At 56.3% G+C, this 13,161-nt stretch carries 13 protein-coding genes; 11 read left to right on the plus strand and 2 right to left on the minus strand.

The window, feature by feature from the left end:
• Positions 1 to 105 precede the first annotated feature (105 nt).
• From ABE093_RS10910 to ABE093_RS10960, 11 genes are all read left to right on the plus strand, one after another.
• Complete coding sequence (locus ABE093_RS10910) at positions 106 to 378, plus strand: YcgL domain-containing protein (protein WP_430760921.1); 273 nt, start codon at positions 106 to 108, stop codon at positions 376 to 378.
• On the plus strand, positions 371 to 3,736 hold the full coding sequence (locus tag ABE093_RS10915) for an ankyrin repeat domain-containing protein (protein WP_430760922.1): 3,366 nt from the start codon (positions 371 to 373) through the stop codon (positions 3,734 to 3,736). The genes ABE093_RS10910 and ABE093_RS10915 overlap by 8 nt, the downstream gene beginning before the upstream one ends.
• 113 nt (positions 3,737 to 3,849) lie before the next feature.
• A complete protein-coding gene (locus ABE093_RS10920) occupies positions 3,850 to 4,671 on the plus strand; it encodes a hypothetical protein (protein ID WP_430760923.1) in 822 nt (273 codons plus the stop codon).
• A complete protein-coding gene (locus ABE093_RS10925; RefSeq protein ID WP_430760924.1) occupies positions 4,653 to 5,543 on the plus strand; it encodes a hypothetical protein in 891 nt (296 codons plus the stop codon). The genes ABE093_RS10920 and ABE093_RS10925 overlap by 19 nt, the downstream gene beginning before the upstream one ends.
• Before the next feature lie 299 nt (positions 5,544 to 5,842).
• Positions 5,843 to 6,190 (plus strand): hypothetical protein, encoded by a 348-nt coding sequence (locus ABE093_RS10930; protein WP_430760925.1) that lies wholly within the window; start codon positions 5,843 to 5,845, stop codon positions 6,188 to 6,190.
• Positions 6,175 to 6,687 (plus strand): hypothetical protein, encoded by a 513-nt coding sequence (locus tag ABE093_RS10935; protein WP_430760926.1) that lies wholly within the window; start codon positions 6,175 to 6,177, stop codon positions 6,685 to 6,687. Before ABE093_RS10930 ends, ABE093_RS10935 begins: the two co-directional genes overlap by 16 nt.
• 74 nt (positions 6,688 to 6,761) lie before the next feature.
• Entirely contained in the window at positions 6,762 to 7,811 is a 1,050-nt protein-coding gene (locus tag ABE093_RS10940) for a DUF4062 domain-containing protein (protein ID WP_430760927.1), read from the plus strand.
• A gap of 244 nt (positions 7,812 to 8,055) precedes the next feature.
• On the plus strand, positions 8,056 to 8,964 hold the full coding sequence (locus ABE093_RS10945; RefSeq protein ID WP_430760928.1) for a hypothetical protein: 909 nt from the start codon (positions 8,056 to 8,058) through the stop codon (positions 8,962 to 8,964).
• 24 nt (positions 8,965 to 8,988) lie between these two features.
• A complete protein-coding gene (locus ABE093_RS10950; protein ID WP_430760929.1) occupies positions 8,989 to 9,930 on the plus strand; it encodes a hypothetical protein in 942 nt (313 codons plus the stop codon).
• 168 nt (positions 9,931 to 10,098) lie between these two features.
• Entirely contained in the window at positions 10,099 to 11,073 is a 975-nt protein-coding gene (locus ABE093_RS10955) for a phosphoribosyltransferase-like protein (RefSeq protein WP_430760930.1), read from the plus strand.
• Positions 11,060 to 11,707 (plus strand): NADAR family protein, encoded by a 648-nt coding sequence (locus ABE093_RS10960; protein ID WP_430760931.1) that lies wholly within the window; start codon positions 11,060 to 11,062, stop codon positions 11,705 to 11,707. The genes ABE093_RS10955 and ABE093_RS10960 overlap by 14 nt, the downstream gene beginning before the upstream one ends.
• 49 nt (positions 11,708 to 11,756) lie before the next feature.
• Here the strand turns inward: ABE093_RS10960 and ABE093_RS10965 are convergent, their stop codons facing one another.
• Together ABE093_RS10965 and ABE093_RS10970 are read right to left on the minus strand one after the other, a co-directional pair.
• Entirely contained in the window at positions 11,757 to 12,374 is a 618-nt protein-coding gene (locus ABE093_RS10965) for a hypothetical protein (RefSeq protein ID WP_430760932.1), read from the minus strand.
• Between the two features lie 116 nt (positions 12,375 to 12,490).
• Positions 12,491 to 13,120 carry a hypothetical protein gene (locus tag ABE093_RS10970; protein ID WP_430760933.1) on the minus strand — a complete coding sequence of 210 codons (630 nt, stop codon included), beginning with the start codon at positions 13,118 to 13,120 and terminating at the stop codon, positions 12,491 to 12,493.
• Positions 13,121 to 13,161: the final 41 nt, after the last annotated feature.

The following is a 13,161-nucleotide window of genomic DNA, read 5'->3' on the forward strand; positions in this document are numbered from 1 at the left end:
ATTCCGGAGCGTGAAGATCGCCTAGGCTAACGCAAGCAAATCTGAATCGGCGGTTCCCTTGTGACGACGCTTCCCCCACAATTCCCGGGATTCCGGAAGAGTTGCATGCGCGCCTACGTCTACAAGAGCACCCGCAAGGTCGATACCTATGTCTTCCTCGCCGCGCGCGACGAGGGCGCCCAGCTGCCGGAGGCGTTGCGTACGCAACTCGGTCCCCTGCAATTCGTGCTGGAAACCGAACTGAAGCCCGAGCGCAAACTGGCGCGTGAAAACCCCGAAGAGGTGATGGCGAACCTGGCCAGCCGCGGTTTTCACCTGCAGATGCCGCAGGATTTGCCGCTCGATCCCATGACCTCGGACTGGGGGACGGATGCCTGACCAGCGCCTGGCTGTGACAGGCCAATCCGCGATGCCTTGGGTGGCGGCTGCCACCGGGGTACTGGCCCTGCTCGCGACCGGATTCGGCGGCTGGATCGCCGCGATCGGCGGCGCCGTCGGCAGTGGCCTGCTGGCCAGCGCCTGGCCTTTGCGCGGCAATCCGGCAGATCGTGCCCCGCGGGTCATCGCCAGCCACGTCCTGGTCTGGGCCGCCGCCGTGGTGGTTGGCGCGGCGCTTGCGGCATGGCCTTTGCATGCATTGATGGCGTCCGGTTCGTTGCCGGCTGCGCTCGGCCTCGGGCTGGCCGCGGCGATCGGCTTGATCCTGGCGTGGCGGGTCTGGCCGCTGTGGACCAGCGATGCCGGCGACGCCCGCTTCGCCTTCCACCATGCCCTGGGCGAACGCGACCCGGCGCGGCGCTGGGCTTGGAATGGCTTGCGTCCCGCGGTCGCGGTGGCCTGCGTGGTCGCGTTGGTCCTGGTGCTGGCGTGGCCGGGCGTGATCAGCGGATCGCTGCGCTGGGCGATGGCGGTGTTGTTGGCATTACTGCTGCCGGTGTTGCGCTTCTCGGCGCGCATCCAGCAGGTGGCGAAAGAGGTGAAGGCGATGCCGGCGCCTGCGCCTGCCCGCAATGCTGAACCAGTCAGCCTCGATGCCTTGCCGGAATTGCATCTGGATGATGAAGCCGCGGCCGACGCCGTGGTCGATCTTCCCGCGACCACCGGCAATGACGAACTCGATCGCGAACTCCACGCCGCTGCCCGCAGCGGTCGCGTCGAACGCGCGCTGGCGCTGCTCGATGCCGGCGCGCGCGCCGATGCGCTGCCGGCCGCGGACGATCGCGACCAGCGCCGCCTGCCGATCCTCGCCGCGGTGCTGCCGGACCTGCGCCTGTTGCGCACGCTGATCGCCCACGGCGTTTCGCTGGATGCCGACGCCAGCGGCATCACCCCGTTGCTGGCGGCGACCCGCGACAGCTGGCATGGCCGTCCCGATGCGGTGGCGATGCTGCTCGCCAATGGCGCCGATGTCCGCGCCACCGATCCGCAGGGCAACACGCCGCTGCACCACGCCGCGCGCAGCACCGATCCCGGCGTCGCCGCCTTGCTGCTCGACGCCCAGGCGCCGATCGATGTCGCCAACGACAACGGCCAGACCCCGCTGGCGATGGCCTGCGCCGCCGGCAACTGGCGATTGGCCAAATTCCTGCTGGAGCGCGGCGCCAGCGTTGCGCCGGCGAAAGCACTGGCGCCGTTGCTGGCCGCCGCGACTTCCGATGACGACGATCCGGCCGGCGTGCAGCTGCTGCTGCGCAATCGCGCGCAGGTGGCGGACGCGATCGACGGCGAAGGACGCAGCGCGCTGCACCTGGCGGCGCAGGCGGGACATTCCGCCATCGTCCAGACCTTGCTCGACAGCGGCGCCGGCGTCGATGTTCGCGATGGCACGCAAACGACGCCGTTGATGCTGGCGGCGCAGGGCGGACACCGCGACGTGATCGATGCCTTGCTGGAATCGAAGGCCGATGTCGCCGCGCGCAATGCCGATGGCCACGATGCCTTGCGCCACGCCGTGGAAGGCGAAGTCGCCGGTGCCGATGTCATCGCCGTATTGCAGGCCGCGGGTGCGCGCGCCGACGTGATGGACGATGCCGGCGTCGATGCGCTTGCGCGCGCCAAGGCACTGGGCCGCTGGTCGGTGGTGCAGGCGCTCGATCCTGCTTTCGTTCCGCCGCCGGTTGCCGGTGGCGATGTCGTGGCAGACGACGCCGCGCCGAGCCGGCCGCCTTATGCGGTCGTCAGCGATGCATTGCGCGATGGCGACACCGCCACGCTCGAACGTTTCGCGCCGCTGCTGGAACGCAGCGAATTCACCCGCATGCTCGCCGAGCTCGCGCCGTCGTCGCCGCAACTGGTGCCGTGGCTGCTCGCGCGCGGCGCCGATCCCGACGCCAGCCGCGAAGGCCACAGCCTGCTCGGACAACTGCTGCGCCTCGCGCCCGGCGACGCCAATGCCGCGCAGGCGCTCGACCTGTTGTGGCGACGCGGCGCCAGTCCCGCCGGTGCCGGCGTGTTCGCCAATCACCTGCAGGCCCGTCGCGCCCATCCGTCCGAGCACGACGAAGCCTTCGCCCTGCAACTGCTGGAACGCGGCGCCGATCCCTTCGGCAGCGACAGTGCCGGCGATCCGCCGCTGCACCACGCCATCCGCCTGCATTGGCCGCGCCTGACGCAACGCCTGCTCGACGGTGGCGTCGATCCTTGCGCAATCGACGGATCAGGCCTGAGCGCGCTGCATGTCGCCACCGCCTGCGGCGATGCCAACGCGGTGCGCGCGCTGGTCGCCGTCGGTGCAAAGCCCGATGCACGCGCGCCCGATGGCCAGACCGCGCTCGGTGTCGCGCTCGCCAATGGCCGCAAGGATCTTGCCGACTGGCTCGACTGGCGTGGCTGGCCGCTGCCCGGTCGCGCCTTGCGCGCTGGCGATTTGCCGGCCGCGGCAATCACCGGCGATGGCGATGCCGTGCGGCGCCTGCTCGAACTCGGGTTCGCGGTCGACGCGCTCGATGCACAGGGTTGCAGCGCGTTGTTGCGTGCCGCCGGTGGTGGTCATGTCGATGCAGTCGAGCAACTGGTCGCGCATGGCGCGGATGTCGGGCTCAGCGCCAGCACCGGCGCCACGCCGTTGTCGGCGGCGGTGAGCATGCGCCACGCCGTGGTGGTCGATCGCCTGCTCGCCGCCGGCGCCGATCTCGGCCAGCGCCTGCCGGGCGAGGTGACGGTCTTGATGCTGGCGTCCGCGCTTGGACTGCCGGAAATGGTCACGCGGTTGCTGCGCGCCGGCGCCGATGTCGCTGCCGCCGATCCGCAGGGACTGTCGCCGATCCACTGCGCTGCGCTTTATGGCTTCACCGCGCGCGATCGCACGCGACTGGTCACGCTGTTCGATACCTTGCTCCTCGCCGGTGCCGACGCCAACGCGCGCGCGGAAGCCGGCGTCACGCCGTTGCTGCTCTTGCTCGGCGCGCGCGCCGAGCCGGGAACCGGTTGCGACGAAGCAGTGATCCTTGCCGGGCTCGATCGCATGCTCGACGAAGACGTGCAACTCGATGCCCAGGATCCGCGTGGTTTCGGTCCGCTGCACATCGCCGCGCTGCACGGGCTGATGTCGGTGGCGCGACGCCTGCGCGACAGCGGTGCGCCGCTGGGACAACGCGATCGCCTCAACCGCACGCCGCGCGATATCGCATTGATGCGCGGCTTCGTCGACGTTGCTGCCGAACTTGCAGAAGCGGCGCCGACAGCAAGCGGGCATGACCTGACGATGGCGCGCATGCTGCGGCCGCAGGATCGCTGAAGAATTCAGATTTTGGCAGATCTGACAGGTTGACAAAATCAAAAACTGAAAGCGAAAATTGCGACGCACTTTCATAAAAGTGCGGCTATATAAATAAATCCTGGAGGGGAGTTATGAATTTTGCGAAAGCACTTCTGTGCTTGGTTTTTGCGTGCGCGGTTTCACCGAGTGTTTCCGCGCAGACTCAGGAATTTCCGCCGATTGTGGTGACCGGGCCGCGAGCAGTGAACAACAACCTGACTCCGCAACAATTCGATGCGTTTGCCCAGCTCATGTCCAAACCCACCCCACCGCCTGCCGTTGCTTCGATCGGGAGCGGCGACGGTTCTGATTCGGATTGTCCGGCAGCGAAACAAGCCTTCAAGCAAAGCGGATGTTCCCTGGGCGGATCGGAAAGCAATCCTCTGAACTACAACCCAAGCACCTACGATCCGGGGAGCGGCTTGAACAGGGCGCTTACATGGTCGAAAGACAGTCTTGTTTACGGGCCAGCGTCGGACAAGTTCATTTCCACGCTACTTGCCTACGAAAATAAAATGAATCAAACGGGAGGCGACCCTTCAGATTATGGTCCATTTCTGCTCAACGGCTTGGCGGATGCTTGCGTGATGCAGGGCGCCAATGGCGCATACAACGCACCATTCTTCGATTGTGTCGGCGCGGTCAATGTAATGGCGTCAGAAGTGACAGCTGCCATTGATCAGGCTACCAAGCAAGGCATCATCGACAAGATGACCGGTGCAATTAATAAGAAAACAGATGGCAGCGGAAGCGTAAGTCTCGGTACAAATGCTGGGCCTTTCTCGCCGGGCTGGTCCGTAAACTATCAAAACTCAACCAACTCTCTGAAAGTGCATCAGCAATTGCTGTTGCGTGAGTCTTTCTGTGTCGCATTGCGCACCGATGTCATGTTGGCGTGTGGAAGTTCGACATGAAAAACGCGAGAAACACTGCAGTGTTGGCGCTTCTGGTATTTGCGGCCATGACCATGCTTTTCGGCTGTGCGAAACAACCGAGCCCGACTGTATCTGAAGCGCCACAAGGCGCTGGCAACAAAGAGGCCATGACAAATGCCTCTGATGCGGATGCTTCTTCCCTGGGCGGCAAGTGGAGGCAGGAATTCGGGGAGTTGCCGAGGCAAAAAAATACCACCGTGACTACAACACAAGATGGACATGTCATCGGGCAACCGGCGGAGCTGTATGGCGTCGCCCTGACGCCCGCCGAAGCTGACTGGCTCAGTCGCAAGGGTTTCCTCAGTAATAGCGAACGCAATCGTTTGTCGACGATGTCCGAGGACGAATTGAGAAGCCGATCCAAGCAAGGGGATCGGTCGGCGCTACTGTATCTGGCCGAAAAGCTGATCGACAGCGGGCAGGGCAACACGGCTGCTTCGGCGTTACGCAATCTCGTGAACAAGGACAATTCGATTCCGGCGCGTTACCTGCTGGCGCGTTATGAATCCCAGGGCATCACTCCGGCCAATGCTTCCATGCCGGATTCAGCAGACATGGCTGCGCATCAGGTCTGGAGCCAAGATGAAGCCAAGCGCCAGACTGCGGCGTCCTATCTCATGCAAAACTACCTGATGGGCGATTATCGCGCAGGGCAAATGCTCTACGATCTCTACCCCATGAAAGGAAGTGCTGCGGGCAGCAGTGACGGAATTCCGCCGTCGGTTCTCACCAAGGCGCTGGATGCGATTCAGAAAGCAAGGGCTGCAAATCCCACGTATGCAGCGAATTACGATCCGAGGCCGATGCCACAAGGAACCTTCGGGCGCCAGTCCGGGCAAATGGTGCAGTAAATTTGAGTTGAGCGCATGATATTGGCTTGTTCGCAGTTGTCGCTTTGATAACGTTACCTTGGTGATCGGAAGTCGGGTGGTTGCGTATAGCTTTGATCTTGATCGCGTCAGAGGTGCCGCCGTTTCCAAAGGATGGTTCTTCGAAAGGAGGGCGACTCTATGGGGTTCATTATCGAGACAAAGAAGAGGTGCTTCATTCAGCTCTTTGCATGGTCACCAGCGTCAATTGGAGAGATTCCAAGTATTGATTGGTGGGCTTCAATCATTTGAAGCCGAAGTTGTTTCGAGGGAGAAACTTTATGCTTGCCAACCAGAAGCTTGCCAAGGCCCACTACTTGATCGCAGCCGTTTGGCTCATTGTTTCCGTTGTTATCGCTTTCCTTGTGCAGCGTGATGCAGGGGAAGCCTTGCGTACGATTGCCTATTTTTCGGTCGTTCCGATTTTGCACATCGTAATCGGCGGAGTTTGTGAAACCGGACGCATTCTCGGAAAGATGTTCACGATCGGATTAGCCGCGGTCGAACTCATCCTTTTCCCGATCGGGACGATTCTTGGGGGAATACTGTTGTGGCTTTGTATTCCAAGCTGGGAGATCAAAGCTCCATCGAGGAATGAAGAGCTTGCGAAGGGATGGCCGCGGGGTTAGCCGCACATCTTGTTGAAGAATTGCGAACAGGCGACAAATACTCAATGCCGATGCTCACAAAGATCTATTCAGCAGCCCTTTTTCTCGGTGGCATTTTCGGGGTGCTTATCTCCTGCTGGAATCTCTATGTGAGGCGAGACGCTGGATTAGCCAATCTATTGTTCCTTCTTTTGTTTATCGCTGCCTTTTCTTTTTCTGCATATATCGGGCAGCAGCGGTGGAAAAACACTTCAATCGGCCGCAAATGGGCTCCAGTTCTCTATGCCTCACAAATTCCAATGGTTCTAACCACCCCAGTCACTTTTCAATGGTTTACTGGCATCCAAATGGCGCCGCTACTTCGAATGAACCTCAATGGCGGTGGATCGATAGGGTTCGCATTAAACGCAGGAGCTGGGTTTGATCTTCACTTCAACTCAAATCCTGCTGGCGGAATTGTCATTGGCCTTAATTTATTTGCGATTTCCGCATTGATTCATTTGGTGCGGGCTAACTAATCGTTCAAACCTACGTCGCTTCGTAGCACGGCTTAACTCAGGTGTTAGGCGTCACTCAATAAATCGGAACAGTCATGTCTTCGAAATACCAAGTATTTGTTAGCTCAACGTTTCGCGACCTCCACGATGAACGCGATCTCGTAATCAAGGCTATTCTTGAGATGGGGCACATCCCTGTGGGGATGGAAATGTTCAGCGCTGCTGATGAAGAACAATGGAACATCATAAAAAAACAAATTGACCAGTCGGACTATTACATCGTAGTCGCTGCACATTGCTACGGAACATGTGATTCAACTGGGTTGAGCTACACCGAGAAAGAATACGACTACGCTATTTCTCAACAGGTCCCTACTCTCGGATTCATTCTTGACGACGGCGCTCCATGGCCTAGAGAGCGCTCCGACACAGATGAGGCAGCCATCCGTCGCCTCAAGTCGTTCAAAGATAAGGTAAAGCTAAAGCCTGTGAGTTTTTGGAAGAACGGCGAAGATCTTTATGGTCGATGCTCCATTGCACTAATGAAAGCCTTCAACGCATACCCTCGAGAAGGATGGGTCAGAGCATCGCAAGTGCAGGATACAGCTGCGGCGAAGGAAATAGTTCGACTTAGCTCTGAGAATGCTGAACTGCGATCCCGTCTAGAGACGTTCGAAGCAGTGGAAGGCGTTGCGGCTCGAATAGCAGATGTCGTTGCAACTATGCGCACAAATAATGTGCAAACTAGCTATTGGAAAAAAGGTGGGCCCGGGTGGGAGTTAGGCAAGAAAGTAACACTGTATCAATTGTTCGAATTGCTTGCGCCAGAGTTGCAAGTGGAGTTTTCGCTTACAAACATCGCTCAAAACATCGCCACGCATATCAATGGCGTGCAGTTCACTGAATTGCGTGCAAATTGGCCAACACCACGCAACCAACTTCGAAGCTTGCTAGCCGATCTTGCTGCACTCGAATGTGTGGAGCCATCGAAGCGGCGAAAGCCAGTTGCCGACAACAACGAGTATTGGTCTCTAACCACATTCGGCGCAGAGCTTTTAGCTGAAATGCGCCGCAGACGTCTTAACAAGCTTGAGAGCTTAGGCAAGCTCGAAGAGCTGCCCGTTACGAACGAAAGCGACGCCTAACTATTCGTTCAAGCCGACCCTACTTCGAGGCGTCGGCCCACGGCTTTTGGTAGTTTGCAGCTGTCCGTCGCCGCATATCAGGGCGGCTTAACTCGGGTGCTAGGCATCGGAAGAAAATGAGCTCGCAAAGGGTGGCCACGAGTCTGGCTGCCTGTTCAAGCCGAAGACAGCTCATGCGGGCGCCAGCAATGCTACGATCGCCCCGTCACGAGAGGGGGACGAGATGACGAAGCGATCGATATTGGTGGCACTCTCATTGGCCTTGCTGGCGTGTCCGGTCGCGATGACCCAGGCAAAAGAACCGGCGCTGGTGACGAACGATCGTGGCCTCACCGAATCGGTGATGACCATGCAGGTGCGTGGCGACCTCACCTTCGGCACGGACGGAGTGGTCAAGGAACATCACATCGCCACGAAGCTCGATCCAAAGATCGCCGCATACGTCGATGAGGTGATCGGCAAGTGGAAGTTCCAGCCCTATCGCCAGGATGGCGTTGCGGTCAATGCCAGGACCTATTTCCTGATGACGCTGGCTGCGCGCGCCAAGGGCAGCGAAAACTACGAGTTGACGCTGGACAGCCGGCACTTCGCGGACAAGCGTTTCATGACCCGCGAAGAGCGGCAGAAAGAGGACGAGGCGAAGAACTCACGGAAATGTGTCACCGAATGCATGGTCTTCGAACCGCGGCGCCCCGGTTATCCGGTGGGGTTGATGATGGCGGGCGTGGGTGGCGGAGTGATCGTGCATCTCTACCTCAACCCGGATGGCTCGGTTGCCGACGCGGTGGTCGGGCAGTCCGCGCTGTACAACATCCGCGGGGGCGACAAAGTCCTGGACGATGCGCGGAAATTGCTCGAAAAGAGCGTGCTCAGGTACGCGAAACAGATCCGTTTCACGCCCGGCACGGGAAGTCCGCTGGTTGGCGACAATCACCTGGTCGGCGCCTTGCCCGTCGAATTCCTGATCGAGGGCATGAACCTGGACAATGATGGTGTCTGGCGTCTCGAACAGCGCGGCAAGGCGAACTTGGCGTCCTGGCTGGTCAATGATCCGGATCGCTGGGTCGGGGTTTCCGATACATCAGGTGGCGGATTCATCGCCATGGCAGATAGTCCGTACAAGCTTGCGTCCGATTCGGCGAAAGCGCCCTAGGCCGGGTTGGAGAAGGAGGGGATGATGAAGCGAGGCATCTTTGCTGCATTCGTGTTGGCGGTCATGGCGTGCCCGGTAATGAAGGTGCAGGCGGAGGATCGCAACAACACGACAGTCGTGCAGGCATCGGCTGAAACCGTGATGACCATGCGTGTGCGTGGTGAAATCATGATTGGATCCGATGGTCTGGTGAAGTCGCATCGCATCGAAACCCAGGTGGATCCGAAAATCGCGGAATTCGTCGACAAAACCATTGCTGGATGGAAATTCCAGCCGTTCGTCAAGGATGGAGTCCCGATTGTTTTGAGGGGCAAATTCCAGATGACGCTTGGCGCGCGCGCCAAGGATGCCGACAACTATGTGATTTCCGTGGACAACGCGCGTTTCAATGAAATTTCTACGTCATCTATGCAGGACGTGATGCAGAGAGCCGCGGACCTGGGCAAGGATGGCAAGCTCAAATGCGAAAACACAGGCTGTCTCGTGTCGCAGCCGAGATCGCCTGTGTACCCGACCGCATTGGTGCAGGCTGGCGTGAGTGGTTCGGTGATGACCCACCTGTACGTCAACCCGAACGGCACGGTTGCCGATGCCGTGGTCGCGCAATCCACGCTCTACAACGTCCGTGGTGATGGCAAGACGCTGGACGATGCGAGGAAACAGCTCGAAGAGGTGGCGCTGAAGTTCGTACGGGGCGTCAAGTTTTCCCCGGGCTCCGGTGCCAAGTTGGGTGACGATGACCATTTTGCGATCGCGTTCCCGATCGAATTTCACATACAGGGTGCGATGTTGAACAACGAAGGCGTTTGGCGCCTCGAGCAACGCAGCAGACGCAACGTCGCTTCATGGCTGGTCCGCAATCCGGATCGCTGGATTGGCGTATCCGACGTCGCGGGAAGCGTCGTCATGCCAATGATCGACAGCAAGATCAAGCTGGTCTCCGACAAGGGCAGCGCGGCACCGTAGTCTTCCCGGCCATCATGGTATGCAAACGGGGAAATCCCAATTCGCAATCGACAATGCCAATAGCGCATATTGGCCAGCAGTCATCAGGTACGGGGGCGGGGAATGACGGAGAGGGATGACCTGCTACTCCAGGTAGCAAATGCAATTGGTACATATCGGCAAGGCGAAATGGATGCCCCAACTCCGCAGCATGTCGATCGATGGCTAAGTCAGTTCACGCCCGAGAATCAACTTCCATTCTTAAGGGAATTCGCCCATGTCATCGGGCAGACATTTATAACTAAGGAAGCGGTAATTCGTTTCTTGGATGGCCTGTTGGTTAATCAGGAATTATCGGGCTCCAATCCTTCGCAGTATTGGGGTGCTGCGAATGTCTTGCAGGTACAACGGAATGGGCGAAGCCAGCAAGAAATGGTTGGTCTACTCAGGGCAAGCCTTGAGCAACGATATGGTATAGATGCGTCTCAGTGCGGCTCAATGACAGGGGACTACATCTATCTTGATGATGTCATTTTCTCTGGGTCACGAGCTATTACTGACCTGAGCGTATGGATACGAGAGTGTGCGCCAGCTACTGCTACGCTTCATATCATTGTTATCGCGTTTCACATGAGCGGCTATTACTGGTCGAGGGATAAGCTCCTGGCAATTATTGGTGAGACTGGAAAGAACATCACAATCAAATACTGGCGCTCTGCGAAAGTTGAAAATCGCAAAGCCTATAAAAATAATTCAAACGTTCTTTGGCCCGTGGTCGCTCCCGACTCGTCAGAAGTACAGGCTTATGTTGCCGCTCTTGCGGTCACTAGATACCCGATGGAATTTCGTGTTGCAGGGTCGGCCTGTTGGCCATTCTCGTCTGAAGATGGACGAGAAATTCTCGAAACTGAGTTCTTTATTGCGGGAGCAAAGATAAAGGCAGGCATGGCAGAAGAGAAGAATTATTTTCGTCCACTAGGCTTCGGTTCCTTTGGGGCAGGCTTTGGTACCTTAATCGTGACCTATAGGAATTGCCCAAATAATGCTCCGCTCGCGCTGTGGTGGGGCAATGGAGGCATGACTACGCCTGCTCTAAACTGGTATCCACTTTTGAAGCGTAGAACTTACTGGTCACTGGAAAATATCTTTGATGACTTCGCTTGATAACGGGCAAGACAAAAAGGCGAAATTGAGTCAGCTACGAGCTTACTCTAGAGATGATTCGATTGTCTTTTACAAAACAAAAGAGGCGTTTGGTGGGCTATCAAACATGGCTTCGGGGTATCCATTGTCCGTAAACGGAATATTCATCCCATCTTCTGAAGCCCTATATCAAGCATGTCGATTTCCCCATCTCCCCCAAGTTCAACGGGAAATTATTCAACAGCCAACCCCTATGTACGCGAAAAGGGTCAGCGAAGACTGGCGCTCTGAGTCCAGAGAGGATTGGATTCGCGTACGAGTCAATGTGATGCGCTGGTGTTTGAGAGTTAAAGCCTGCCAGAATCAAGATAGTTTCTGCACTTTATTATTGTCCAGTAACCAAAAACAAATAGTGGAACTATCCCGAAAGGATGATTTCTGGGGTGCTTTGGAAAATGATGATGGGGAGCTCGTTGGGCGCAATGTGTTGGGTCGACTGCTGATGGAGCTGAGGGAAGACCTGAGGCGAGACATTGCTCAAATAAATGAAGTACGTCCTGCAGACATCGAAAATTTTTTATTGCTTGGGCGCAAAATTGAAACTGTTACACAAACTGTCAATTTGATACAAAACAGTCAACCTAAACTTTGCTAATCAAACCCTAGAGAAAATCTAGGGATTACGTAAAAGATCGCCATCCAGATTAAGCTTTTGTAGCTATGAGGACTGGCCTTTTAGCAATGCGACCAACGCCGCGTAAATGTTGGTCCATCTGCCGCTTAAGCTCAATGGATTCTATTTGAAGGCTTAAGATTGCAAGGACAAGCTTGAGCCCTTTCCAGATGGTCTCTTTTGGCTTCTTGATAATGGTTTGAAAGTCAGACTCATAGTCTTCGTCCTCTTTTTCTGGAAGATAAGCGTAGCCAAAATTTTGCACAAAAGACTTCTTTTGTTGCTTATCTAATCCATGGACGTAAGTAGAAATATCAAAATTAGTAAATCGAACATTATGAACAAGCATATTTCGAAGTTCAGACAGGCTGGAAATAAATCGTCTCTCGGGGGATTCTAAAAGCTCCAAAGATTTGATGAATGCAATCTTCCCTGATTGCTTGTCGCCAAGTTCTAGCCTGGAAAAGACATCAAGAAGTTCGCGATTCTCAAATTTTTCAGTTAACAATTGAGAGCAAGATGCCTCAATAAGAGCGTGTGATTTTATAATGAATGACCAGTCGTCCTCGGATTTTAAATTGTCAAAAAATCCTTCGGGAACGCCAGTGCGTTCTTCTATGTCACGGACTGCTTGGGAGATAGTCTTCATGATGATCTTGGAAAGCGAGCTGGTTGAGATGTGTCACGTGGCGACGGAATAATCGGTAGGGACATCCGATGCCAAGGAGACTGCACGGAAATGTCATCAACCTAAACGGGGTAACGTCATCCGAGTTTGTACTCTGGCCGCCATTGAGTAGTTATAAATTCCATGCAGCCATCCTCTGTGCGTCGATTCCACTCGTAAAGATCAAGATCTTTCAAATGATCAAATGCTGGTGGGAATGCATCAAAAATTGGTTGCAGTGTCTCCGGGCTAACTTGATCCCAGAACTTCTGGACCTCGTGCCACTTTAAATTACCTCTGTGCGCAGAAATGTTGTCACGAATTTCTGTAATCGCTTTTTCTGTTTTGTTTCTTGCGCGATAAAATTCTTTGTTGAGATAGAAAGCCTGTTCTTTCTCTTGTGCGGTGATCTCTCGGTGCCCATGTCGTTCATAGGGGTCAAATATGCTGGTCTTCGCAACAATTGCACACAGTTTATCGAATACCTCAATAAGTGATTTCGTTTCCATGAACACATACTTGAGGATCAATTTTTTAGCGTAATTGTCGGTCGTGTTTCGATGGATAGAAGCAAGAATTAGCAGGTCTTCCCAAATATGCTGAGACTGAAGAAGTAAGCTGGCGGCTTCATTTCCCGGAAACCACTTAGTCTCGTCGCGCGCCGTAACAGGGTGATATGTTCCGATATGCCGATTGAGAGAGTCAATTAATTTACTGAAATCTGACATGGCATGCCCAACTGTGTATTAACGACATGATCGTAGGAGAG

The organism is Solilutibacter silvestris, assembly GCF_050574925.1.
GTDB lineage: Bacteria > Pseudomonadota > Gammaproteobacteria > Xanthomonadales > Xanthomonadaceae > Solilutibacter > Solilutibacter silvestris_A.